We start from the raw sequence: 26998 nt of genomic DNA on the forward strand, positions 1-26998 counted from the left end.
CCAAGGACATGCTTTTTTGTGGCAAAAAAGTCACCCGCCCCTCTACACTATTGCATTTGTTTCATGCGGATCGCTTACTCCGCACTGTAGCACTGCGACCACAGTCTTGTCGTATGTTACGTAGCCAATTGCGCTGCAGCACCATCTTTCCCACTGCTTAATTTGAGCGCCACCGAATATGCGTCTGTCTTGGCAAACTGCCGACGTCTGGCGACCAATGCACAAAGCTGCCGGCTACATGAAATTACAAAATTTTCAATGTTGACAGTAATTTCATGCCGGTGATTTGATGGGTGCGTGCATCACGTTTCCACGTGATCGCATGTCGAGGTCAACTAAAAACTGCAGCGTTCATTTGGGAGAGTGAAATCATGGTGGTGAAAGTCATGGCAAGAAGCATCCGCATCGGCAGTACCGGCGCCCTGCTGGGGTTGGCAGCAATCAACGCTGCGCAGGCGCAAACAACCGATGCGCCCATGCAGCGCGTGGAAGTGACCGGCTCGTCGATCAAGCGGCTGGTGTCGGAAACGGCCAATCCGCTCACCGTGTTCCGCGCCGACGACTTCGTCAAGCAAGGCCTGACCACGGCCCAGGAAGTGCTCGATCGCATACCGTCGAACAGTTCGAGCTTTGGCGCTGGCAATGCCGTCGGCGGCAACAGCTCGGGCCTGCCCACCGGCGGCCAGGCCAGCGCCGACTTGCGCGGCCTCGGTGGCGACAAGACCCTGGTGCTGCTCAATGGCCGCCGCATCGCCAACCACCCGTACGATGGCGCCAGCGTGGACCTCAACATCATTCCCGTCACGGCCCTGGAGCGGGTGGAAGTGCTGCGCGACGGCGCCTCGGCCATTTACGGCACCGACGCCATCGGCGGCGTGATCAACTTCATTACCAGGCGCAACGTCAAGACCACCACCATTACCGCCGAAGCGATTGCCCCGCGCAAGCCGGGCGCCGACGAAAAACGCTTCAATATCTCGAGCGGCTTCGGCGACCTGGAAGCAGACGGCTACAACGTGTTCGGCGTGTTCGATTATCACAAGACCGATATCCTCGACTCGCAAATGCGCGAGTTTTCCAAGACCGGCATCATTCCGTCGCGTGGCCTGAACCTCACTTCCGGCACCACGTTCCCCGGCAACTACTTCGACCCCGGCTCGGGCGCCACCGGCAATCCCGGCTTTGCCACCGGCTGCGACGCCCCGCTGTCGGTGCCGCGCGCCAGCAACGGCACCTGCCGCCAGGACTACACGCGGCAAATCGACAACCTGCCAGAGCAGGAACAAAAAACCTTCTTCGGCAAGGCCACCTTCAAGATCAATAACGACCACCAGGCCTCGGTCGAATACCTGCACGCGGAAAACGACGTGCTGTCGCACACCGCGCCGCCGCCGCAAGCCAACCTGGTCCTGCCCAACACCAGTAAATACTATCCGGGCAACGCGGGCGGCACGCCGGCCATGCCGGGGCTGTCGGGCCAGCCGCTGTCGGTGAACTGGCGCCCCACCGAGGCGGGCCAGCGCGAAATCGTCTCCAAGGGCCAGGCCGACCGCCTCTCCATCTCGGTCGAAGGCTTGCTGCGCGGCTGGGATTACAAGACCGGCTTTACGCTGTCGGAAAGCCGTTCGGCGGAATATTTTACCGGCGGCTATGTACGCGACGAATCGTTCGCGGCGGGCGTGCGCAACGGCATCCTCAACCCGTTCGCAGCACAGGACGCCGCCGGCAAGGCGTATTTGGAAAGCACGGCGCTGCGCGGCCAGGTGCAAAAAGGAAAAACCCGCAACACCGGCATCGACGCCAAGGCCAGCCGTGAACTGTGGGATATGCGCGGAGGCAAGGCGGCTGTCGCCATTGGCGGCGAACTGCGCCGCGAGGAGGCGGATTTCTTCGTCAACCGCGAGATCGCCGGCCAGGCTGCCAGCTCGGGCCTGTCCGGTTCGCAATCGACGGACGGCTCGCGCACCATCAAGGCCATCTTCGGCGAACTGAACCTGCCGCTGCTGCAAGACCTGGAAGTACAACTGGCCACCCGCTACGACAAGTACAGCGACGCCGGCAACACCACCAACCCGAAAATCGGCGTGCGCTATCAGCCGACCAAGCTGCTGCTGCTGCGTGGTTCGGCCTCCACCGGCTTCCGCGCGCCGACGTTGTTCGAAAAGAACGCCCCGCTCTCGCGCAACGATACCAACAACTCGTACAACGATCCGATCCTGTGCCCGGGCGGCGTGCTGGCTAACAACCCGATCGCCAATCCGCTGCGCGACTGCGACCTGCAACAGTACAAGCTGCAAGGCGGCAACCCTGCGCTGAAACCGGAAAAATCGAAGACGTTTGCCTTCGGCGTGGTGCTCGAACCGGTGCCGCAACTGACCGTTTCGGCCGATTACTTCAACATCCGGCTCAAGGACAAGATCAATGCCCTGCCCGAGGAAGTCATCTACGGCGACTTCGAAAAATACCGCGAGCGCTTCCTGCGCAACCCCGACGGCACGCCAAACGCGATCCTGGACTTGAAGGAAAACCTGGGCAAGGTCAATACCGACGGCGTCGATGTGAGCCTGACGCTGCGCTCCGGCGCCAGCGCCTATGGCAACCTGACCTTGACCGTCGATGGCACCTGGGTCCACAAGTATGAATACCAGGACGAAATCGGCGGCGCCTACACCCAGAACGTGGCCCGCTACGCCGCCAACAACCCGGTGTTCCGCTGGAAGCACAACGCTGCGCTGAACTGGCGCCTGGCCAGCTGGAGCGCCACCCTGGCGCAGTCGTACAAGTCCGGCTACCAGGACCAGAACCTCGACATCGAGGACGCTTTCCTGAACCGGGTGCCGTCGTACAGCCTGTGGAACCTGTCGGGCACGTACACCGGGTTCGCCGGCCTGTCGCTGACGGCCGGCGTGAAAAACCTGCTGGACAAGGAGCCGCCGTTCTCGAACCAGGGCACACTGTTCCAGAAGGGCTACGATCCGCGCTACACGGATCCGGTCGGCCGCGCCCTCTACGTGCGCGGCAGCTATACTTTCTAAGGGAGTATCGAAAAACCTGTAGCGCGATTCGCTAGGGTTTTTCGAGATTCCAAGGGGGCTTTATTTGGAAGCGGCTTTGGCCGCCTGCGTCGCCAGGCGGCGCTGGCGCACGGCGGCAGCGAGCCCCTGCAGCACCTGCACGCTGCTGTCCCAGTCGATGCAGCCGTCGGTGACGGACTGGCCGTAGGTCAGTTCCTTGCCTGGTTCGAGGTCCTGGCGGCCGCCCACCAGGTGCGATTCCACCATCACGCCCACGATGCGGGTGTCGCCACCGGCCACCTGGCCGGCGATGTCAGCGCAGACCGGCACCTGGTTTTCCGGCTTTTTCGAACTGTTGGCGTGCGAAGCGTCGATCATCACGCGCGGCGCCAGGCCTTGCGCGCCGATCGCCTTGCACGCTTCATCGACGCTGGCGGCGTCGTAGTTGGGCGCCTTGCCGCCACGCAGGATGATGTGGCAGTCCTCGTTGCCGGCGGTGGACACGATGGCCGAGTGGCCGCCCTTGGTCACCGACAGGAAATGGTGCGGCTGCGACGCGGCCTTGATCGCATCGACCGCGATCTTGACATTGCCGTCGGTGCCATTCTTGAAACCGACCGGACAGGACAGGCCGGACGCCAGCTCGCGGTGCACCTGCGACTCGGTGGTGCGGGCGCCGATCGCGCCCCAGCTGATCAGGTCGGCGATGTATTGCGGACTGATCACGTCGAGGTACTCGGTGCCGGCCGGAAGGCCCAGTTCGTTAATGTCGCGCAGCAGCTCGCGCGCCATGCGCAGGCCGTCATTGATGCGGAAGCTGCTGTCCATGAACGGATCGTTGATCAGGCCCTTCCAGCCCACGGTCGTGCGCGGCTTTTCGAAGTACACGCGCATGACGATTTCGAGGTCGCCCTTGAGCTCGTTACGCAGCTGTACCAGGCGGTGCGCGTATTCCATCGCCGCTTTCGTGTCGTGGATCGAGCACGGGCCCACCACCACCATCAGGCGGTCGTCCTGGCCGTGCAGGATGCGGTGCAGCGCGATGCGCGCAGCGGCTGCCGTGTTGGCAGCAGTCTCCGTGCACGCATACTCGCGAATCAGGTGGGACGGTGGCGTCAATTCCTTCATTTCGCGGATACGTAAATCATCGGTGCGGGGCATGCTGTTCTCCATTGTTTCAAAAAAGTCGGGGTAAAAAAAAACCGCCTGTGGAGGCGGTTTTTTCAGGATTTGCTGGAACTCGTTTTACTGCTACGTGCACCGGCCGCTACTCCACCGCCTCGGGATTGGAATTGCTAAAGTAAAAGTAGCCGGTAAAGAAGAAGCAGGTCATGGCAACGAATTCGGTGTGTGTTTGGTAAAGAGTGGACTGACTATACGCCGGTCAATACGAAGTTGGCAAGCCCTTCCCTACAAAAATTTACACCCGCCCATTTCTCTTTACATCACGCGCTATGTGTCCAGATGTAAGACGAAGACATGCGGCCTGCAGGACGACACCTCCCATTTAACGCAGAAAACCATCTTTACAGTTGTGATGGTTCGTGACTGTTGGTAATCCGCATACTTATTTAAACCGCATTGTTTCCACCTGCGCCCGGATGATCTGATGGACTGTCTACACGACAAACCCAACCATACCAATGCACAGCAGGAGTGATAACAATGATTGAAAGAGCGATGTCCCGGGCCCTGCGCCTGGTGTTTGCCGGTACCCTGGCAACCGGCATGCACGGCGCCATGGCGCAAACCGGCACCGACGACGCTGCGATCCAGCGCGTGGAAGTGACCGGTTCGAGCATCAAGCGCCTGGCCAGCGAAACGGCGCTGCCGATCACCTCGATCAAGGCCAGCGACTTCGTCAAGCAGGGCCTGACGACGGCAGCCGAGGTGCTCAACACCATCTCGATGAACCAGAGTTCGACGACCAGCAGCCAGTCGGTCGGTTCCGGCACCGGCGGCATTGCCACCGCCGACCTGCGTGGCCTGGGCAGCAACAAGACGCTGGTGCTGCTCAACGGCCGCCGCATCGCCAACCATCCGTTCAACGGTTCCAGCGTGGACCTGAACATCATCCCGCTGTCCGCGCTCGAACGCGTGGAAGTGCTGCGCGACGGCGCCTCGGCCATCTACGGTACCGACGCCATCGGCGGCGTGATCAACTTCATCACCAAGCGCGAAGTGCAAGGCGCCACCGTCAGCGTGGAGCGCTACCAGCCGCAAGCGAGCGGCTCGGGCGGCGAGTCGCGCCTGAACCTGTCGGGCGGCTTCGGCGACCTCGACAAGGATGGCTACAACTTCTTCGGCGTGGTGGACTTGCACAAGCAGACCGCGCTGTCGGCCGTCGAACGCGATTTTTCCAGCACCAGCGTGCGCCCGGACCGTGGCATCAACAACAGCAGCGGCACCTCGCAGCCGGGCAATTTCTTCTCCGATAACGGCGTCACCGGCAACCCCTATTACGCCAGCGGCTGCGTGGGCAAGGGCCTGATTGCTGCGGCCAACGGCACCTGCCGCACCGATACCACCGCCTACATCCAGTCGATCCCGAAAACCAAGCAGGAGTCGTTCCTCGGCAAGGCCACCTTTAAACTGGGCGGCGAGAACCTGGGCACGGTCGAATACCTGCACAGCCGCAGCACCAACAGCAGCAGCATTGCGCCGTCGCCGCTGACCGGCATCACCATGACGTCCAGCAGCCCGTACTACCCGGGCGGCAGCGCCGGCGTACCGGCCGTGGCCGGCCTCACGGGTGAAGACCTCACCGTCAACTGGCGCACCGTGGCCGCCGGCAACCGCGTCGGCTACGACACCAGCATCTCCGACCGCCTGGTGCTCGGTTCCGAAGGCCTGGTGGCCGGCTGGGACTACAACGTGGGCCTGACCTACGCCACCAGCAAGGCCACCAGCGCCTTCGTCGAGGGGTACACCAACGACACCCTGATGAAAGCCGGCGTACTCAATGGCATCCTGAATCCGTTCGGCGAGCAATCGACCGACGGTGCCGCGTATCTCGATTCCGCCCAGCTGCGCGGCGAGTACCTGTCGGCGCGCATGACCAGCATCGGCGTCGATGCCAAGGTGAGCCGCGAAATCTTCACGCTGCCGGCCGGTTCGGTCGGCTTTGCGGTGGGCACCGAATTCCGCCACGACAAGGCTACCTACGACGTCAACACCGAGCTGGCCTCGCAGGCGTCGAGCTCCGGCTACGCCGATGCGCAAGACCAGTCGGGCCAGCGCAATATCGCCGCGCTGTACTCGGAGCTGAGCGCGCCGCTGGCCAAGAACGTGGAACTGTCGCTGGCCGCCCGCTACGACCACTACAACGACGTCGGTGGCAGCTTCAATCCGAAGATCGGCCTGCGCTGGCAGCCAAGCAAGCAGATCATGCTGCGCACCTCGTACAACACCGGCTTCCGTGCGCCGACCCTGTACGACCTGCACGGTCCGGCCACGTCCACCTTCACCGGCAATTCGTATGACGATCCGGTGCTGTGCCCGGGCGGCACGGTGGTCGCCGGCGCCAACCCCAACGTGGCCTGCAACCAGCAGCAATACATCCGCAGCGGCGGCAACCTCAACCTCAAACCCGAGAAATCGAAGACCTTCGCACTGGGCGCCGTGTTCGAGCCGACCAATGCGCTCAGCATGTCGCTCGACTACTTCAACATCAAGATCCGCAACAAGATCGGCACGGTGTCGGAGACCACGATCTTCAACGATTACGACAAGTACGCCAGCTACTTCGTGTACTCGGCCGACGGCAAGACGCTGCAATACGTGAATGCCGTGCTCGACAACCTCGGCGAAGTCCACACGTCCGGCATCGACGCCACCTTGCGCTGGAAACTGCCGCGCAGCGCGGCCGGCGACTTTGCCTTCGTGTTCGACGGCACCTGGGTCAACAGCTACAAGTACCAGAACGAGGCCGGCGGCGCCTTTGTTGAAAACGTGGGCGTGTACGGCGACGACAACCCTGTCTTCCGCTGGAAGCACAACGCCACCATCAACTGGAAGCAAGGCGTGTGGAGCGCCAGCCTGTCGAACAAGTTCCTGAGTGGCTACGTGGACCAGAACGACGTCGATGACGAATACAAGCACAAGGTGCGCGCGTATTCGACGTTCTCGCTGTCGGGCAGCTACGCCGGCTTCAAGAACACCGACCTGACGGTGGGCGTGAAAAACCTGTTCGACACCAACCCGCCCTACACCAACCAGGGCACGACATTCCAGAGCGGTTACGATCCCCGCTACACGGATCCGCTGGGCCGCACGTTTTACGTGAAGGCGACGTACAAGTTTTAACGCAACAAAAAACCCGGCAGTGCCGGGTCTTTCATTTTTACGCCGTGCCACCGACGGTGACGCCGTCGATACGTAATGTCGGCTGTCCCACGCCCACCGGTACGCTCTGCCCCTCCTTGCCGCACACGCCCACGCCGGGGTCGAGCCGCATGTCGTTGCCGATCATCGACACGCGATTCAATACCTCCGGGCCGTTGCCGATCAGCGTGGCGCCCTTGACCGGGTACGTCACCTTGCCATCTTCGATCATGTAGGCCTCGCTGGCCGAGAACACAAACTTGCCGTTGGTGATATCGACCTGGCCGCCGCCGAAATTGACCGCGTACAAGCCGTTTTTCACCGACGCCAGGATCTCGCCCGGGTCCATGTCGCCGCCCAGCATATAGGTGTTGGTCATGCGCGGCATCGGCAGGTGGGCGAACGATTCGCGGCGGGCGTTGCCGGTGACCGGCATCTTCATCAGGCGCGCGTTCATGGTGTCCTGGATGTAGCCGGTCAGGATGCCGTCCTCGATCAGCGTGGTGCACTGGGTGGGATTGCCCTCGTCGTCGATATTGAGCGAGCCGCGGCGGTCGGGCAAGGTGCCGTCGTCCACCACGGTCACGCCCTTGGCCGCGACGCGCTCGCCGATCATGCCCGAGAACGTCGAAGAACCCTTGCGGTTGAAGTCGCCCTCGAGGCCGTGGCCGATCGCCTCGTGCAGCAGGATGCCGGGCCAGCCCGGTCCCAGCACCACGGTCATCGGACCGGCCGGCGCCGGGCGCGCATCGAGGTTGACCACGGCCGCATCGACCGCTTCGGCCGCATACGATGCCAGCAGTGCATCGCTGAAGTAATCGTAGCTGTAACGCCCGCCGCCGCCCGACGAGCCGGTTTCGCGGCGGCCATCCTGCTCGACGATCACGGTCAGCGACAGCCGCACCAGCGGCCGGATGTCGGCCGCCAGCACGCCGTCGCTGCGGGCGACCAGCACCACGTCGTATTCGCCGGCCAGGCCCGCCATCACCTGCACCACGCGCGGGTCGCGCGCGCGCGCCATCTTTTCGACGCGTTCGAGCAGCGCCACCTTGGCGGTCGCATCGAGCGACGCGAGCGGATCGTGCGGCAGGTACAGCGCCCGTCCGCCCACCGGCGTGATAGCGCCGGCCACCTTGATCTTGCCGTTGCCCACGCGGGCAATCGTGCGGGTAGCGGCCGCCGCCTCGCGCAGCGCGACTTCCGAAATATCGTCCGAGTACGAGAACGCCGTCTTGTCGCCTGAAACAGCGCGTACGCCCACGCCCTGGTCGATGGCGAAGCTGCCGGTCTTGACGATGCCCTCCTCCAGGCTCCAGCCCTCGCTCTTGGTGAACTGGAAGTACAGGTCGGCGTAATCGACCTTGTGGGTAAACATCGCCCCCAGGGTTTTCAGCAGCTTGTCCTCGTCCAGGCCGAACGGCGTGAGCAGGATGTCGCGGGCGACCGCCAGGGTGGAGAGGTTGGCTTCGAATGGCTTCATGATGGTTCTCGTACTAAATTTACATGGTCCTGTGCTTCAGCGCCGGCAAGCTCTGGCGCACGCCTTCCATGAAGGCCGGGTCGATCTCGCCGGTCACCACGCCCTCGCCTTCGGCCAGCACCGATTTCACGGTACCCCACGGGTCGATCAGCATGCTGTGGCCCCAGGTACGGCGGCCGTTCGGATGCATGCCGCCTTGCGCGGCGGCCAGCACATAGCACTGGTTTTCGATGGCGCGCGCGCGCAGCAGGATTTCCCAGTGGGCCTGGCCGGTGGTGTAGGTAAACGCCGCCGGCAGCACGATCAGCGACACCGGGCCCATGGCGCGGAACAGCTCGGGGAAGCGCAGGTCGTAGCACACCGACATGCCCACCTTGCCGAACGGCGCGTCGAGCACCCCGAGGTTTTTGCCGGGCACGATGGTCTTCGATTCGTTGTACGACTCGTTTCCCTGGCTGAAGCCGAACAGGTGGATCTTGTCGTAGCGGCCGGCCGATTCGCCCTGCGGGCTGTACACCAGCGTGGTGTTGACCACCTTGAGCGGATCACTCGAGGCCAGCGGCAGCGTGCCGCCGATCAGCCAGATGCCAAGTTCCTTCGCCAGGCCGGCCATGAAGTCCTGGATCGGGCCCTGGCCCAGCGGCTCGGCCACGGCCACCTTGTCGGCATCGTTGATGCCCATGATGGCCCAGTACTCGGGCAGCAGCACCAACAGGGCGCCGGCGGCGGCGGCATGGCGCACCAGGCGGTCGGCGGTGGCGATATTGTCCGGTACGGACGGCGAGGAAATCATCTGGATGGCGGCGACGGTATGGCGCATGGCAAGTCTCCCTGTTTTGTCTATTGTGCGCTCTTGGCCGCCGGCGGCTCCGTTTTGGCGGCGTCGAGCTTGGTGACAACCGGCGCCTTCCACGGCCCGGTCACCTGCATATGATAGGTCAATGCCTTCATCACGGGGGCACTGAGGAATAATTGCGCCAGAAAACTGCCCAGACCGATGACGGGATTGACGGCCAGCGCATACACCAGCGGCGCCGTGCCGAGGTTCACTTCCGGTATCACCACCACGTGCAGATTGGTCAGTTCGTTGGCGATGTCGGCGCTGCCGTCCATCAACACGGTGGCGGCCATGCCGTGCATTTTCAGGTTCTCGGTGCGCACGATGCCGCGCTCGATGGCGGCGTTGGCGGTCAGGCCGTCGAACGCCAGCCCTTCGGAAAAGACGTCGTGGAAATCGAGCTTGAGCAGGCGCGGCAACGCTTGCAGGCTGAGCACGCCCAGCAGCTTGGCGGCGCCCGGGTCCTGCTTGATGAACTGGCCCTTTTCGACATTCATGACGATCTGGCCCGACAGGCTCGGCAAGTCCATCGCGTACGGCAAGCCGTTCCAGGCGATATCGCCCTTGAGCGAACCCTTGCCATTGCGCACGGTACCGACAAAGCCGAAGCGGTCGAGCAGCTTGCCGGCGTCGATGATGTCGAGGTTGAAATTGAGGTCGGTGGTATGGGCATTGCCGCGCGTAGTCCACTTGCCGGTGCCGGTCAGTTCGCCGTCGGCATTGGCCAGCGACAGCTTGCTGATGCGCCACACACGCGAATCGGGCAGTTGCACATTGCTCGCTTGCAGGTCGAGCTCGCCCAGCGGCTTGTTGAACAGCTCGAAGCGCTCGATCTTGATGTCCAGCGCCGGGATGGTGGCGGCCGCGCTGCTCTTGCCATCCAACAGGTCGGCCACTTCGTTCGAGGCCGAAGCGGGAATCACCAGCGACGACAGGCGCGCTGTCACCTTGCCCAGGCCGTGGCCGGTGGACGGTTCGCTCCAGGTCAGGTGGCCGTTGGCCTGGGTGGAGTCGATATTGGCTTGCCAGATGCTTTTGTGGCGCGTGACGCCGACCACCACGTTTTCCAGCTTGCGCGCGCCGATCAGAAGTTCGCCGGTGCGCGCGGCAATCGCGTCCGGCACCACGTACTGGCTGAAATCGGCGCTGTCGGCGTCGCCCGTGAAGGCGGCGGCCGTGCTGTTGTTTGGTCCTTCGCCGGCCACAGCCTTGCCGAAGTCGAGCCAGGCGTCGGCATTGAACACGGGCAGGTTGATGTTGAGCGTCAGGCCGCTCTCCGGCTCGGGCGCCGGGGTGTTGATGCCGATGCCGCCGCGCACCAGTTGCCACGGCGTTTTGCCGCTGGCAGTCACGGTCTTCTGGCGCTGGTAATGGGCGGCAATGCCGCTGCCCAGGGCGATGCGGATATCGTCGTGCAGCGCGCCGCCGGCATCGGGCGTCAGGCCGCTATTGAGCACGAAGCGCAGCGGCATGGTGTCCGCCGCCGGCTTGGCGACCGGCGCGGGCAAATCCAGCGCCAGCCCCGACAGGTTGGAATCGACGGCAACCACCAGTTGATGGTCGCGCACCGTGACCGTGCCGGTGTACCGGGCCGTGCCCGAGAAATGACTGGCCAGGCGCTGCATCACCGGCGCCTGGTAGGTCTTGCGGAAGCCATCGGCAGTGAGCATGCCGCCGAGCTTGATGACGATGGCGTTGTCGCGCTGGGTGCCGCCGGTAATCGACACCGGGCCGTCGAGGAAGGTGCCGGACAGCTGGTTGAGATTGACGCCGCGCTCGTTGAACTCGATCTTGCCTTGCGCCGCCTGCACCACCGGCAAATCCTTCATCAGCACGAAGTCGTTGTTGTTGAGTTGCAGCGTGCCGTCCACCTTGGCGTCGAGCAGGTGCGCCAGCGGCAGGCGCAGCTTGAGCGCCAGCGTGGCGTTGCCGGTCGCTTCGGTGTCCTCGGTGAAATGCGAAATCCATTCCAGCACCGGGCTGTGATCGACGTACTTGAGGAATTCCTGCATGGGCCCGGCGGCATTGCCGTCGATTTCCAGCATCGAATCGTGGATCGTCAAATCGGGGATCACCGCCTTGACATTGGTGAGCGCCACGCCGGCCGTGGTGGCTGTATCGCCGCGTATCTCCATGCGGCCGCGCTCGAACACGAAGCTGCCCTTGATGTGTTCGGCCTGCGGCCACTCGGGCAGCGGCTGGCCGTCCTTGCCCAGTTCTTTTCCACCGCGCAGGTAATGCCCGGGGGCGTAGTTCAGTTTGCCCTCGGTGAGCTTGCCGGCCACCTTGAATTCGCCGTGCGGCGCGTGCTCGCCCTGGAACGGGAAATGCGCGAGGTCGCCGCGCACCCGCACGCTGACATCGCTGGCGGTGCCGCCCTCGAGCGCGCCGGTCAGCCAAGCGTACAGCTCGTGCGGAGTCTGCAGCGGCAGGTAGCGGTTGATGCGGTTGACCTGGAAACCGTCGAGCGTGCCGGTCAGATCGACCTGCCCCGCGCCCTTGCCCGACAACGGCATGGTGTGGCTGCCGCGCAAGGTGCCGGACAAGCCCTCCTGCAGGAAGTCCATGCTGTCTATCTTGAGCAGCAACTGGTCCTTGTCCTCGAACGACCAGCTGGCCTTGAGGTTGAGCCGGTCGAACGGCATGGCCGGGTCGGTGAAATAGCCGGGCAGTTGCAGCACCAGCTGTTCCGACGCCAGGCTGAAACTGCCGCCGCGGTCGGTGGCGTCGATGGCGCCGGTGAGATTGTCGAAGCCGGGAATTGCCGGCACTGCCGCCGTGGCCGGGTTTTTGCCGCTTTTCGGCTGGGCCAGGCGCGCCGGCTGCGGTTTCAGGCCCAGGCCCACCAGGTCGCCCTTGACCCGGTACGATTGCAGCGCCGGAAACTTGCCCTGCCACTCGGCCGAAAAATCGCGCAGCAGGCCGCTGGGCGCCGTATCGGCCAGCAAGGTGCGCTGCTGCGGCGTGAGCGGCAGGCGCGAGGCGATACCGGCCAGCGTGCGCAGGTCCAGCTGCGGCGCGCGTATCTCGACTTTTTCCGGGCGAGGGCCGGCAGCGGCGGTGAATTTTTCCGATAGCGAGGTCGGCGCCATCACCAGGCCATCGCTGGTGGTCAAGGTCAGGTTGGTGATCTCGAGGCTGTGGCCACGGGCGCCGAATTGGGCGGCGCCGGTCTGGCGGACGCCGCCGGACACCAGCGGCGGCAACTCCTCGCGCGCGGCAATGCGTCCGGTCAGCTGTTGCAGGTCGAGCAGCGGCAAATCCCTGGCCAGCACGGCGGACACGTCGCGCAGGCCGATATCGGCGGTAAAGGCGGTCAGGCGTTGCTGGTCAAAACTGAGCCAGGTGCGCAGCGAACCGCCGCCCGAGTGCAGTTCGAATGGAAAGTCGAGCCAGGTTTTCCAGGCCGCCACATCGGTGTCGCGCATGTCGGCATACAGCTCACCGGTCCACATCGAGGTATTCGAGACACGGGCGCCAAAAGCCGGGTGGGCAAAATCGGCGCGCACGTCGAGCGGGCCGGCCAGCGCGGCCGGCGGCGTGGCCTTGAGCGCCAGTTGATGGTGCAGCCACTCGTTGCGCAGCCGGACGGTCACGCCCGTGAGCGCCAGCGTGGGGGCGCCGCGCTGGGCATCGGTCCAGCGCACGCGGCCGTCGCGGATGACGATTTCGCGCTGCGCCAGCAACCATTCCAGGCCGCGGCCATCGGACGGCTGGCCCGGATCGAGGTACAGGCCCGCCACGTAGAGCTTGCCGTCGGCCGCGCGGCGGATGTCGAGATCCGGTTGCTTGAGCGACAAGGCGTGGAAGCGCGGTTCCGCCGTGACCACGGTCATCCACGACATGGTGGCCGCCACTTCAGGCAGGCGCAGCGCGGGCCGGCCCTGGCGATCGTGCAACACCACGTCGCCCAGCGTCAACCTGGGCCGGAAGCCGGTCCAGGAGGCGTCGATACGGGCGATGGTGACGGGGTTGCCGGTGGCGCGGGTGGCCAGGCGTTCGATGTCGTCGCGGTAATGTTCGATATTGGGCAGCACCGCGTAGCGCAGTACCAGGAACAGGATGGCAAACGCGAAATAGCCGAGCAGCGCCAGCTTGACGGTAAAACCGAGGACGTGATGGGTAGCCACGTTGCAGACCCGATAGGCAGCGCGCAGCCGGTGCCAGCGCACGGCCAACGGCCCTTCGGCTGTCGCGGTCTCCTCTTCTGTTTTCTGCATCTAATAATTAAAAATTCGGCCGCTGGCCATACAATTAATGCTACGTTCGGTTCAAGCTGGTTGCCTGTGCGACGATTCTACCGCATCGAGACGACCGCACAGCGGCGGCCGGGCACGCAAACCAATGTTTTTACACGCATTTTCCGATTAATTTACAACCGAGTCGCTGCCAGCCCATGATCGCCCCTACCGTTTCCCGTTTTTACCAGCGCTGGCTGGCCGCCGCGCCCGACCGCGCCGCCAAGTCCGACGCGCTCTGCCAACTCAACCTCGCCGACATCGACCTCGACGCCCTGCTGGCGCAGGAAGCCATTGCCGGCCCCGACGGCGCGCCCCCGCTGCCGCTGGTACGCGCCATGCGGCGCCTGCGCAACCTGCTGGTGTGCGGCCTGATCCGCCGCGACCTCGAAGGCCGCGCCGACCTCGGTGAAGTGGTGGAAGCGATGACACGCTTTGCCGACTTCGCCATCGCCCGCCACGTGGCCGAAATCGACGCCGAACTGCGCGCGTCCCACGGCGTACCAATGGGACGCGATTCGGGCATGCCGCAGGAACTGATGGTACTGGCGATGGGCAAGCAAGGCGGACGCGAACTCAATGTCTCGTCCGATATCGACCTGATCTTCGTCTATCCGGAAGATGGCGACACTGCCGCCGGCCCCGGCCAGCGCGGCCTGTCCAACCACGAATATTTTATTCGCCTCGGCAAAAAACTGATCGCCGCTTTGGCGGAGATTACGGAAGATGGCTACACGTTCCGCGTCGATATGGCATTGCGTCCCAATGGCGGCTCCGGACCTCTGGCCGCCAGCCTGTCGATGGTGGAGAACTATTTGATCGTCCAGGGCCGCGAGTGGGAACGCTATGCCTGGGTGAAAGCGCGCGCCGTCACCGGCCGCGCCGAGGATATCGATGCGCTGGACGCCATCGTCCGTCCGTTCGTGTTCCGCCGCTACCTCGACTTCGGCGTGATCGACGCCATCCGCACCATGCACGCCCAGATTCGCGCCGAAGTGAACCGCCAGGAGCGCCTGCACCCCGATCGCAGCAACAACGTCAAGCTGGGCCGGGGCGGCATCCGCGAAATCGAGTTCCTCACGCAAGTGTTCCAGCTGATCCGGGGCGGCCGCGACGCCGCCCTGCGCGATCGCTCCACCCGCACCACGTTGCGCATCGTCGCCGAAAAAGGCCTGTTGTCTCACACGATCGTCTATCAACTGCTCGCTTCCTACACCTTCCTGCGCAACCTGGAACACCGCCTGCAGTACCTGGACGACGCCCAGACCCACACCCTGCCCGCCAACGACGCCGACCGCCAGCTGGTGGCGGAAATGATGGGCGTGGCCGATGTGCCCACCCTGCTGGCGCAGCTGGAAGCGCACCGCCAGTTCGTCGCCGGCCAGTTCGACGAAATGTTCTCCGATAAAACCAGCGAGAACGAGCACCAGATCGAACTGCAATCGAGCAATGAATGCGCCGATCCCGACAACGTCGAGGCGATGGTGGCGCAGTTCAGCGCGCTCGGCTTCACCGATGCGGCCGGCGCCGCCAAGCGCCTGGTCGCCACCTGGCAGGCGCCGCGCCTGCAATCGCTGCCCGAGGCCAGCCGCAACCGCCTGCAAGCGCTGATCAACACCGCGCTGCCGTTAATCGTCGAATGCGCGCGCGAAACGGGCGGCGACCAGCACGCCACGCTGGGCCGGCTGCTCGATTTCCTCGAAGCCGTGGCGCGCCGCTCGGCCTACCTGTCGCTGCTGACCGAGTACCCGCACACGCTGGCGCGCGTGATCCGCATGGTGCACGCCAGCGGCTGGGCCGCGAAGTTCCTGAGCCAGCACCCGATCCTGCTCGACGAACTGCTCGACGACCGCGTGCGCAACGCCGTGTTCGATCCCGTCAGCCTGGCCGCCGACCTGCGCCTGCAACTCGACGCCGCCGCCGGCGACACCGAGCGGCAGATGGACATCCTGCGCGAAATCCACCACGCCCAGCTGTTCCACCTGCTGGCCCAGGACCTGGCCGGCGATCTCACCGTCGAGCGGCTGGCCGACCACCTGTCGGCGCTGGCCGACACCATCGTCGCCGCAGCGATCCAGGCCATCTGGCAGACGGTGGCCACGCGCCACCGCGACGTGCCGCAGTTTGCCGTGATCGCCTACGGCAAGCTGGGCGGCAAGGAGCTCGGCTACGTGTCCGACCTCGACGTGATTTTCCTGTACGACGACCTCGACCAGGACGCGCCGGCCCAGTACGCCAAGCTGGCGCAGCGCTTCATCACCTGGATGACGTCGTACACGTCGGCCGGCATCCTGTTCGACATCGACACCGCGCTGCGCCCGGACGGCGCCTCGGGCATGCTGGTCTCGAGCGTGGGGGCGTTTGAAAAATACCAGACCAGCTCGGCCTGGATCTGGGAACACCAGGCGCTCACCCGCGCGCGCTTCTGTGCCGGCGACACCGCCATCGGCCAGCGCTTCGACCAGATCCGCGATGCCGTGCTGCGCAAGGAACGCCCGGCCGACAGCCCGCTGCGCACCGAGGTGATCGCCATGCGCAAGCGCATGGCCGACGCCAAGCCCAACACCACCGCCCAGTTCGACCTCAAGCAGGATGCGGGCGGCATGATCGACATCGAGTTCATGGTGCAATACCTGGTGCTGCAGCACGCGGCGCAGTACCCGGAGCTGACCGTCAACATGGGCAATATCGGCCTGCTGAAAATGATGGCCGGACTGGGCCTGATCGACGTGGACCTGGCGGCCGAAGTGGGCAACGCCTACCGCAAGCTGCGCAAGTTGCAGCACCAGCTGCGCCTGCAAGGCCAGGACCTGGCGCGGGTGGACCCGGCGCTGGTGGCCGGCGAGGTCAGGCAGGTACTGACGTTGTGGGAGCAATTATTCGGACCGCGCAACCGGACTTAAGTGTAAAAATAACATTGTTGCTTTTTTGTGAATTTGATTGAACTCCCGTTTACACGGCTGTGGGCCGGTGCGACATTGGTCAGTCACGCCGGGCGGTTGGACGCCGGCGGCCGCCGCCAGGCGGTGTCAACCACACACGAGGAGTCGCAATGTTCACAGAGAAAACGCTGTATCGTTTGCTTCGATTCATCCCCTGCGGCGCAGCGCTTGCGCTGCCGCTGGCCCACGCTCCTGCCCACGCGCAGGACCAGCCGGCCCCGGCCGGGCCAGTGCAGCAGGTGGTCGTGACCGGCTCGCGCATCGCCGCCCCGGGCGCCGAGTCGCCGTCGCCGTTGCAAGTGCTGGGCGCGGCCGATATTGCCGCCTCGGGCGCCACCAACTTGCAGGAACTGCTGCAGAAAAATCCCACCATGGGCACGCCCGCGCTCAGCCGCACCAATTCCAACTTCCTCACCTCGGGCGGCGGCGTTACCACCGTCAACCTGCGCAACATGGGCGACTCGCGCACGCTGGTGCTGGTCAACGGCCGCCGCTTCGTGTCCGGCGTACCCGGTGACACGGCGGTCGATCTGAACACCATCCCCACCGACTTCATCGAGCGGGTGGAACTGCTCACCGGCGGCGCCTCGGCCACGTACGGCTCCGACGCCGTGGCCGGCGTGGTCAACATCATCCTCAAGCGCAATTTCGAGGGCCTGGTAATCGACGCCCAGGCCGGCCGGAGCCACGAGCGCGACGACGACAAGCGCAAGCTCTCGCTCACCTTCGGCACCACCAGCGCCGACGGCGCCAGCAACCTGATGGGCCACTTCGGCTACAGCAAGCAAGGTGCGGTGTACTCGCGCGACCGGCCGTTTGCCGCCGTGGACCAGACCTCGGCCATTACCCGTGGCCGGCCCGACCTGGCCTTGACGCCGATCCGCCCCTACTACTCCGGTTTCGCGCCGGCCGGCCGCTTCTTTGTCGATAACGACGCCGACGGTTTCACCTACGACGCCAGCGGCAATATCATTCCGTTCGACACCAACGGCGCCAACGGCCCGGCCACCGGCTACAACCGCTCGGCATTGCGCGCCATTGCCGTGCCCACCGAGCGCTACCTGTTCGCCCTCAACGGCACCCGCGCCCTGGGCGACAACCTCAGCGCCTTCTTCGAGGGCACTTACGCCGCCACCAAGACCACCACCAATATCGAATCGTTCCCGCTCGGCGCGGACGACGTCTTCAAGCAAAGCGGCCAGGTGCCGGCCGGGGCGCTGGTGGGCGGCGTACTGGTGAAAAATCCGCTGGTGCCGCAATACGTGTGGGACCGCATCAGCGACAACGACGACGACGGCATCCCCGACTATTACTTCCAGCGCCGCCTGTCCGAGTTCGGCCCGCGCCGCGCCCAGGCCGACCGCGACACCTTCCGCCTGGCCACCGGCCTCAAGGGCACAGTGCGCGACTGGAATTACGAGGCCTTCATCAGCTACGGCCGCACCAAGGAAGCGCAAAGCTCCACCGGCCAGGTCAACGTGCCCAACCTGCGCTACGCGCTCGACGCCGTTCCCGACGCCACCGGCGCAGCGGTTTGCCGCGATGCCAACGCCGTGGCAGAAGGCTGCGTGCCGATCAACATCTTCGGCCTGGGCACCGTCACGCCGGACGCGCTCAAGTACGTCACCGCACCCGGTTCGCTGCTCACGTCGATCACGCAGAAGCTGGCCGGCGCGTCGGTCAACGGCGAACTGTGGCAACTGCCGGCCGGCAAAATCGGCCTGGCTGCCGGCGTCGAGTGGCGCAGCGAAGAATCGAACGCCGTGCCCGACCCGCTTACCCAGGCCGGCCTCAATGCCGGCAACGCCACCCCGCCCACCTACGGCAAGTACCAGGTGCGCGAAGCATTCGTGGAAACCCGGGTGCCGCTGCTCAAGGATCGGCCGCTTGCGCGCGACCTGTCGTTGCTGGCGACGTTCCGCCATGGCGACTACTCCACCGTGGGCAGCACCAATAGCTGGAACGCGGGCGGCGAATGGTCGGTCACGCCGGACATCAAGTTCCGCGCCACCCGCGCCCAGTCCACGCGGGCGCCCAATATCAACGAGCTGTACCAGGCGCCGTCGCAGGACTTCCCCACCGGCCTGGTCGACCCGTGCGAAGGCGTCACTACCGGCATGACCTCGGCGCTGGCCGTCAACTGCATGGCCGCGCCCGGCGTGCAGGCCAACATGGCGGCCAACGGCGGCGTGTTTACCTTGCAGCAGGCCGACCGCCAGGGCATCAGCGGCTACAACTCCGGCAACCCCAACCTGAAAGCGGAAAAAGGCCGCTCGACCACCGTCGGCCTGGTGCTGACGCCGCGCTCTGTTGCAGCACTGGCCGGCGCCACCTTCACCATCGATTACTTCAAGATCGACATCGCCGACGCCATCGTCGCCACCGAGCGCCAGTACGCGCTGGACCAGTGCTACAACGCGGGCAACCCGGTGTTCTGCGGCTTCATCAAGCGCCGGCCGGTCGCGGTGGGCAACCTGTCGGCCGGCTCGATCGAGGACAGCGACACGGCCGTGACCAATAGCGGCGGCCTCGGCACCGAGGGCGTCGACCTGACCGCGTCGTGGGCCGGCCGCATGGGACCGGGGCGCCTGAGCACGCGGCTGGCGTACACCCGCCTGCGCGAACTGTGGACCCAGGCCACGCCCGGTCCCGAAGACCAGCGCAACAACGACGTCGGCGAAGTCACGTCGAGCCAGGTCAATGCGCCGCGCAGCAAGGCCGTGCTCAACGCCGCCTATAAATGGGGCAACTTCGGCCTGAACTGGACCGCCACCTACAATGGCCCGGTGGCGCTCGACGACCAGTTCCTCAAGAGCCTGGACATCGCCCCCGGCGCCGTCAAGATCGGTTCGCGCACGTACAACGACTTCCAGTTCACCTACGACCTGCGCAAGTCGATCCAGTTTTACCTGGGGCTGGACAATGCCTTCAATGCCAAGCCGCCGCCGATCATCAGCGGCCTGCCGGGCAACACCACCGGCGCTGAAACCGATGCGTCCACCTACGACCCGATCGGCCGCCGTTACTACCTGGGTTTGCGGGTGACCTTGTAAGCACCAGTTTGGGACATAAAAACAACGATTATCGATCTAACATTACATACCGGAAAGGTAATAGTGTTGTATTTGCATGTCTTTTATTTTTACTAATTGTGGCGCTCCTATACTGGAAGCACTGCACGCAGACATATGCAGGCATCTTAAAAACCACCCCGGGAGTCGTAATGAAGAAGATTGCTTTAAAAACTGGCGTGATTGCTGTTGCACTGACGCTGGCCTCGTCGCAGGTAGTCATGGCGCAGGAGGACAGCGCGAGACCCATCGAAAAAGTTGTCATCACTGGTTCCAACATCAAGCGCATCGATACCGAGACGGCCACCCCTGTCGAGGTTCTCAAGCGCGAAGATATCACCCGGCTCGGCGTCAATTCCGTCAGGGAGGCACTCGCAACCCTGACTTCTTCCAGCGATACCCTCACCGATATCGGCGGCTCCAATTCGTTTGCCAGTGGCGCTTCGGCGGTATCGCTGCGCAACCTCGGCAAGCAGTCGACGCTGGTATTGCTCAACTCGCGCCGCGTGGCGCCGTATGCGCTGGCCGACTACAACGAAGTATTCACCAATCTCGATTCGCTCCCGCTCGATGCCATCGACCGCATCGAGGTGCTGCGCAACGGCGGCTCGTCGATCTACGGCTCCGACGCCGTGGCAGGCGTCATCAACATCATCACCCGGTCCGATTTCCAAGGCGTGCAAGCCAGCGCCAGCTATGACCAGTCGGTCAAAAACGAACAATTCAAGACCAAAAAAGCCAGTATCACGGCTGGCTTCGGCGACTGGGTCAACGACAAATACAACGTGCTGGCCAACGTCGAAGTATTCAAGCGTGGCGAAGTGCTGTGGCGCGATGTGGTCGATGACATCAATCCCGCTTACGGCAACAAATTCTCGGCCGTGGCGCCGGGCAGCGGCCTGATGTTCGGCAACCGCGGCGCGCCGTCGACCTTCTCGTATCCGGGCAACCTGATCGGCCAGGGCGCAGTACCCGGCTGCACCACGCTCAACGCCGCCGGCTTGTGCGTGTACGATCGCTTCAGCCGCTTCGAAGCAGTGCCGAAGGCCGACCGCGTCAACGGCCTGCTGTCCGCCAAGTTCGACCTCGGTGGCGGCACCGAGGCGTTTGCAGAAGCGCTGTACTCGCATACCAAGACCAGCTACACCAGTGCGTTCGGGACGTACGGCTCCACCAATCCCAACACCGTCTGGGGCGCCGGCAACACCTTTATCTACCAGTACCTGCCGGCCACGCATCCACTCAACACCACCGGTGAAGATGTGGAATTCCGCTACCGTTGGGCCGACGCGCCGTCGTACCAGGACGCGACCAGCGACCAGTACCGCGTGCTGGGCGGCGTCAAGGGCAACTGGCGCAGCTTCGACTGGGAAAGTGCTGCCGGTATCATGGGTAGCAAGACCAAGCTGCGCAGCGCCGGTGCGCTGAGCGACAGCGGCTTCAAGCAGCAAGTGGGCGACTACAACAACTACGATCCCGACACTTTCAGCGTGCGCGATCCAAACTTCTTCAACCACGGCTACCAGATCGGCAAGGTCAACAGCCCCGAAGTGCTGAACGCGCTGTTCCCGGTCAACGGCTACGACGGCAAGATCACCCAGTATTTTGTCGATGCCAAGCTGACCGGCGAAGTGGGCAAGATCGCCGACCGCGCCATCAACATTGCCGCCGGCGTGGAGCTGCGTCATGAAAAATTCAAGATCATGCCGACCGACAATCTGCTGCAGGGCGATATCGTCGGCTACGGCTCCGCTACCGCCAACGCTTCGCGTAGCACCCAGGCCGCGTTTGCCGAGGTGAACCTGCCCATCACGTCCACCTTCGACGTGATCGGCGCGGCCCGCATCGACAAGTTTCCCGGCTTTAAGGCGCACACGTCGCCGAAGCTGGCGGCCACCTGGAAAGCCACGCCGGCGTTCATGCTGCGCGGCACCCTGGAATCGGGCTTCCGCGCGCCCAACCTGACCGAGAGCGCGCAATCGAGCAAGTTCGCCTTCGATAACGGCGTGGTCGATCCAGCGCGCTGCCCGCAGGCCCAGTCGCTCGCCCAGGCGTTGCGCACTCAGTCCGACGCGCTGCCAGCCAGCAACCCGAACAAATCCTTGTTGCTGGCGCGGGCAGACACCGTCGAAGGCAATGAATGCGCTGCCGGCGTCCCTAGCGTGGTACTGAACAATCCCAACCTCAAGCCTGAAACCACCCACATGGGCACGGTTGGCTTTGTGCTCGAGCCGATCAAGAATACCAACTTCTCGCTCGACTACTGGCGCATCGAACGCAAGGATGAAATCGGCATCAAGTCGACTGCCGAACTGCTGGCGGCCGAGGCGGACCAGCCCGCAGGCGTGATCCAACGCGCAGCCCTGGCCGGCGACAAAACCTTTAGCGCCGCCGAACAAGCGACTTACAACGTCACCCGCGGCGCGCTGACCGGTACCGCCGGCTCGTTCCTGAACGTGGCGCGTACCAAGACCAGCGGCATCGATGTCTCGGGTAACACCCGCATCGACACCCGCATCGGCCGCGTGGACCTGGGACTCAACGCCACTTACCTGCTGGACCTGAAAAACTTCAGCAGCACGCTCAACAGTTATGGCGACAACCTGGCCGGACGCTACGGCTACTCGAAGACCGTTGCCAATGCCACGGTAGCACTCAAGACCGGCGACTTCCGCAACAGCCTGCGCCTGGTCTACCAGAGCAAAACGTCGCTGCAGGGCGATTATTTCGACGAGACCTACACGTCCGACGGTTGCACCACGCTAAGGTGGAGTGCGGACGAGTGCCGCATCAAGGCCTACGGCCGCCTCGACTGGAATATCGGTTACACCGGCATCAAGGACCTGACGATTTCCATGTTTGTCCGCAACCTCACCAACCGCCGGCCACCGCTGGATTTGCGTGGGTTTAATGAAGCAGGCGGCGTCATCCCACAGAGTAATGCCGACGTCACCGGCCGCTCGGTGCGTTTGACTGCCGAGTATTCGTTCCGCTAAGCGTACCAGCCGAAACGCAGGCGAAAAAAAACCCCGGCAAGCCGGGGTTTTTTACGTGCCACAAATTACTTGGCGTTCATCAGGGCGACGGTGGTGTCGAGCATGCGGTTCGAGAAGCCCCATTCGTTGTCGTACCACGACGAGACTTTGACCAGGCGGCCCGAGACCTTAGTCAGGGTCGAATCGAAGTTCGACGAGGCCGGGTTGTGGTTGAAGTCGATCGATACCAGTGGTTCGGTCTGGTAGGTCAGCACTTCTTTCAGCGCGCCTTGGGCAGCCGCTTTCATCAGCGCGTTGACTTCGTCAACGGTGGTGTCGCGCTTGGCGATGAAGGTCAGGTCGACCAGCGACACGTTGATGGTCGGTACGCGGATTGCAAAACCGTCCAGCTTGCCATTCAGTTCCGGCAGCACCAGGCCAACCGCGGCAGCTGCGCCGGTCTTGGTCGGAATCATGCTCATGGTGGCCGAACGGGCGCGGCGCAGGTCTTCGTGCATCACGTCCGACAGGACCTGGTCGTTGGTGTAAGCGTGCACGGTGGTCATCAGGCCGGTTTCAACGCCGATGGCGTCGTTCAGTGGCTTGACCAGCGGTGCCAGGCAGTTGGTGGTGCACGATGCGTTCGAGATCACGGTGTCGGTGGACTTCAGTACGTCCTGGTTCACACCGTACACGATGGTGGCATCGACGTCCTTGCCGCCTGGCGCCGAGATGATGACTTTCTTGGCGCCGCCCTTCAGATGGGCCGAAGCCTTTTCTTTGGTGGTGAAGAAGCCGGTGCACTCGAGCACCACGTCCACGCCCAGGTCGCCCCATGGAATTTCTGCCGGGTTACGCTGTGCGAACACGCGAATCACGTCGCCATTCACGATCATGTTGTCGCCGTCTACTTCCACGGTGCCTGGGAACTTGCCGTGCGCGGTGTCGTAGCGGGTCAGGTGGGCGTTCGACTTGGCGTCGCCAAGGTCGTTGATTGCAACGATCTGGATGTCTTGCTTCTTACCGCCTTCGTAGAAAGCGCGCAGTACATTGCGGCCGATGCGGCCGTAGCCGTTAATTGCAACTTTGATGGTCATACTTTGCTCCTGATAAAAAAATTAGGTACTGCAAAATTTGGTAACTCAACAAGCAATTATAGATTAAGCAATCACCAGTTTGGCTTTCGCGACAACATTTTCCACGGTGAAGCCGAAATGCTTGAACAGCACGCCCGCTGGTGCGGACTCGCCGAAGGTGTCGATACCGACCACGGCGCCTTCCAGGCCCACATACTTGTACCAGAAATCGGTGACGCCGGCTTCGATCGCCACGCGTGGCACGCCCTTGGTCAATACGCTGGCCTTGTAGGCGGCATCCTGGCGGTCGAACACGTCGGTCGACGGCATGGAGACGACACGCGCGGCGATGCCTTCGGCATTCAGCGCCGAGGCGGCAGCGACGGCCAGCTCCACTTCGGAACCGGTGGCGATCAGGGTGACCTTGGCATCGATCACTTCCTGCAGCACGTAACCGCCACGGGCGATCGCGGCCACGGTTTCCGGTGCGCGTTCCTGGTACGGCAGGTTCTGGCGCGAGAAGATCAGCGTCGACGGACCGTTCTTGCGCTTGACTGCTTCGCCCCACGCCACCATCGATTCGGTGGTGTCGCATGGACGCCAGTTGTCGAGGTTGGGGATCAAACGCATCGACGAGATGTGCTCGACCGACTGGTGGGTAGGACCGTCTTCACCGAGGCCGATGGAGTCGTGGGTGAACACGAACAGCGAGCGCTGCTTCATCAGTGCAGCCATGCGCAGCGCGTTGCGGCTGTAGTCGGAGAAGGTCAGGAACGTGGCGCCAAACGGAATGTAGCCACCGTGCAGGGCCACGCCGTTCATGATGGCGGCCATGCCGAATTCGCGCACGCCGTAGTTGACGTGGTTGCCCGGCTTGCCCGAACGCACGGCCACCGATTCTTTCCAGTTGGTCAGGTTCGAGCTGGTCAGATCAGCCGAGCCGCCGAGGAATTCCGGCAGCACCGGCGCCAGTGCCTGGATGGCGTTCTGGCTGGCTTTGCGGGTGGCGATGGTTTCTTTCTTTTCCACGGTGGCAGCGATCGCAGCAGCCAGCGTTGCATCAAATGCGGCAGGCAGGTCGCCGGCCATGCGGCGGCTCAGTTCGGCAGCTTCGGCCGGGAACTGGGCGCTGTAGTCGTTGAACAGCTTGGTCCAGGCAGCTTCCTGGGCGGCGCCCGCTTCCTTGGCGTCCCAGGCGGTGTACACGTCGGCCGGGATTTCGAACGGGATCGAGGTCCAGCCCAGGTGCTCGCGGACATTGGCCACTTCCTTGTCGCCCAGCGCGGCGCCGTGCACCTTGTCGCCACCTTGCAGGTTGGGCGAACCTTTACCGATCACGGTTTTGCAGCAGACCAGGGTCGGCTTGGTGGCGGTCTTGGCGGCGGCAATCGCGGCCGACACGGCAGCCACATCATGGCCGTCCACGTCGCGGATCACGTTCCAGCCGTAGGCTTCGAAACGGGCCGGGGTGTCGTCGGTGAACCAGCCTTCAACCTTACCGTCGATCGAGATGCCGTTGTCGTCGTACAGGGCGATCAGCTTGGACAGGCCCAGGGTGCCGGCCAGCGCGCACACTTCGTGCGAGATACCTTCCATCAGGCAACCGTCGCCGAGGAAAGCGTAGGTGTAGTGATCGACGACATCGAGGCCCGGCTTGTTGAATTCACTTGCCAGCAGCCATTCGGCCAGCGCCATGCCGACCGCATTGGCCAGACCCTGGCCCAGCGGACCGGTGGTCGTTTCCACGCCCGGCGTGATATCGACTTCCGGGTGGCCCGGGGTTTTGGAATGCATCTGGCGGAAGGCGCGAATGTCATCCATGGTCACCGCGTAGCCGGACAGGTGCAGCAATGCGTAGTGCAGCATCGAACCGTGGCCATTGGACAACAGGAAGCGGTCGCGGTTCACCCATTTCGGATTGGCGGGATTGTGGCTGTAATGCCCACTCCACAGCGCAACAGCGATCTCTGCCATGCCCATCGGCATGCCTGGGTGGCCGGAGTTGGCCTTCTGGACGGCGTCCATTGCCAATGCGCGAATCGCGTTGGCCATATTGGTGTGCGGGAGCGTAGTGTTCATGGTGATAAGTGAGTGCGGGAGGTTTGAAATCCGAGAGCTGCCAACTGCCATGCTGCTGAACGCAGTATTTTACCAGAGGCTGCGGCCCCATAAAAAAAACCGCAGGACCAACGCATTACTCCCATGCAATGAGCTACTGCAGATAGCTTTTCCTTGATTAACCTCCGAACAAACCGGCCAGCGATTAAAATGACGCCAGATTATTCGACCCGACCACCATGCCCCGTTTTTACCTTCCCCTGCCCTTGGCCGTCGGCCAGCGCGTGACCTTACCCGATACCCTGGCCCACCATATCCAGGTGCTGCGCCTGACGGAGGGTGACACTATTGCGCTGTTTAATGGCGCTGGCGGCCAGTACACCGCGACGTTGCGCGAAGTGGCCCGGCGCAGCGCCAGTGTCGACATCGATGCCCACCTGACCGTGGAAACCGAGCTGCCATTTGCCGTCACCCTGGCGCAGGCGCTGCCAGAGGCCAGCAAGATGGATTGGATTATCGAAAAAGCCATGGAACTGGGCGTGTCTGCGATCGAACCGCTGGCCACGCAGCGCTGCGTGGTGCGGCTGTCGGCAGAGCGCGCAGAAAAAAAACTGGCTCACTGGCAGGGCATCATCGCCTCGGCGGCCGAGCAGTGCGGCCGCAACCGGCTAGCGACGCTGGCGCCGCCGCAAGACTACAAGCAATGGATTGCACGGGCGCCGGAAGCCGCGCAGCCGCGCATCATCCTCAGTCCGCGCGCCACCTTATCGCTGGCCGGTTGGGCGCGTGCGCAACCGCCACAGACGGTAACGCTGGTGATCGGACCGGAAGGTGGACTGAGCGAGGCCGAAGAAGAACTGGCATTGCGCCATGGTGGCGTCGCGCTATCGATGGGGCCCCGTATTCTGCGCACTGAAACCGCAGGTCTGTCTGCGCTGGCAATATTGTCCGCGTGCTGGGGAGGCATGTAGCGCGCAGCATTA

At 63.7% G+C, this 26998-nt stretch carries 12 protein-coding genes; 6 read left to right on the forward strand and 6 right to left on the reverse strand.

Annotated elements, in window-relative coordinates; genetic code table 11:
* Window positions 1-386 precede the first annotated feature (386 nt).
* Window positions 387-3035, forward strand: coding sequence for a TonB-dependent receptor (locus SR858_RS20945; protein ID WP_322533886.1), 2649 nt, complete (start codon window positions 387-389; stop codon window positions 3033-3035).
* Window positions 3036-3095: 60 nt separating this feature from the next.
* Here the strand turns inward: SR858_RS20945 and aroG are convergent, their stop codons facing one another.
* The gene (aroG, locus tag SR858_RS20950; RefSeq protein ID WP_026637245.1) at window positions 3096-4175 is read right to left on the reverse strand and encodes a 3-deoxy-7-phosphoheptulonate synthase AroG; all 1080 of its coding nucleotides are present in this window, start codon (window positions 4173-4175) and stop codon (window positions 3096-3098) included.
* A 519-nt stretch (window positions 4176-4694) separates the two neighbouring features.
* Here aroG and SR858_RS20955 point away from each other — a divergent pair.
* Window positions 4695-7319 carry a TonB-dependent receptor gene (locus tag SR858_RS20955; RefSeq protein WP_019921599.1) on the forward strand — a complete coding sequence of 875 codons (2625 nt, stop codon included), beginning with the start codon at window positions 4695-4697 and terminating at the stop codon, window positions 7317-7319.
* 37 nt (window positions 7320-7356) lie between these two features.
* Here the strand turns inward: SR858_RS20955 and tldD are convergent, their stop codons facing one another.
* Genes tldD through SR858_RS20970 form a run of 3 tightly spaced genes read right to left on the reverse strand, consistent with a single transcriptional unit; the run spans window position 7357 to window position 13875 of the window.
* A complete protein-coding gene (tldD, locus tag SR858_RS20960; protein ID WP_019921598.1) occupies window positions 7357-8817 on the reverse strand; it encodes a metalloprotease TldD in 1461 nt (486 codons plus the stop codon).
* A gap of 19 nt (window positions 8818-8836) precedes the next feature.
* Window positions 8837-9637: a carbon-nitrogen hydrolase family protein gene (locus SR858_RS20965; RefSeq protein WP_019921597.1), complete on the reverse strand. Its 801-nt coding sequence runs from the start codon at window positions 9635-9637 to the stop codon at window positions 8837-8839.
* 20 nt (window positions 9638-9657) lie between these two features.
* Entirely contained in the window at window positions 9658-13875 is a 4218-nt protein-coding gene (locus SR858_RS20970; protein ID WP_026637243.1) for a YhdP family protein, read from the reverse strand.
* Between the two features lie 176 nt (window positions 13876-14051).
* Between SR858_RS20970 and glnE the strand changes: the two genes are divergently transcribed.
* The 3 genes from glnE to SR858_RS20985 all read left to right on the forward strand — a co-directional run bounded on the left by glnE (window position 14052) and on the right by SR858_RS20985 (window position 22902).
* Window positions 14052-16796, forward strand: coding sequence for a bifunctional [glutamate--ammonia ligase]-adenylyl-L-tyrosine phosphorylase/[glutamate--ammonia-ligase] adenylyltransferase (gene glnE / locus SR858_RS20975; RefSeq protein ID WP_019921595.1), 2745 nt, complete (start codon window positions 14052-14054; stop codon window positions 16794-16796).
* A gap of 149 nt (window positions 16797-16945) precedes the next feature.
* Complete coding sequence (locus SR858_RS20980) at window positions 16946-19888, forward strand: TonB-dependent receptor domain-containing protein (protein ID WP_019921594.1); 2943 nt, start codon at window positions 16946-16948, stop codon at window positions 19886-19888.
* 170 nt (window positions 19889-20058) lie between these two features.
* Window positions 20059-22902: a TonB-dependent receptor plug domain-containing protein gene (locus SR858_RS20985; RefSeq protein ID WP_019921593.1), complete on the forward strand. Its 2844-nt coding sequence runs from the start codon at window positions 20059-20061 to the stop codon at window positions 22900-22902.
* A 65-nt stretch (window positions 22903-22967) separates the two neighbouring features.
* Here the strand turns inward: SR858_RS20985 and gap are convergent, their stop codons facing one another.
* Together gap and tkt are read right to left on the reverse strand one after the other, a co-directional pair.
* Window positions 22968-23978: a type I glyceraldehyde-3-phosphate dehydrogenase gene (gap, locus tag SR858_RS20990; RefSeq protein WP_019921592.1), complete on the reverse strand. Its 1011-nt coding sequence runs from the start codon at window positions 23976-23978 to the stop codon at window positions 22968-22970.
* Between the two features lie 63 nt (window positions 23979-24041).
* Entirely contained in the window at window positions 24042-26036 is a 1995-nt protein-coding gene (gene tkt, locus SR858_RS20995; protein ID WP_019921591.1) for a transketolase, read from the reverse strand.
* Window positions 26037-26254: 218 nt separating this feature from the next.
* Between tkt and SR858_RS21000 the strand changes: the two genes are divergently transcribed.
* Entirely contained in the window at window positions 26255-26986 is a 732-nt protein-coding gene (locus SR858_RS21000; protein ID WP_019921590.1) for a 16S rRNA (uracil(1498)-N(3))-methyltransferase, read from the forward strand.
* Window positions 26987-26998 lie beyond the last annotated feature (12 nt).

Origin of the sequence: Duganella zoogloeoides (assembly GCF_034479515.1) — a bacterium.
Lineage (GTDB): Bacteria > Pseudomonadota > Gammaproteobacteria > Burkholderiales > Burkholderiaceae_D > Rugamonas > Rugamonas zoogloeoides.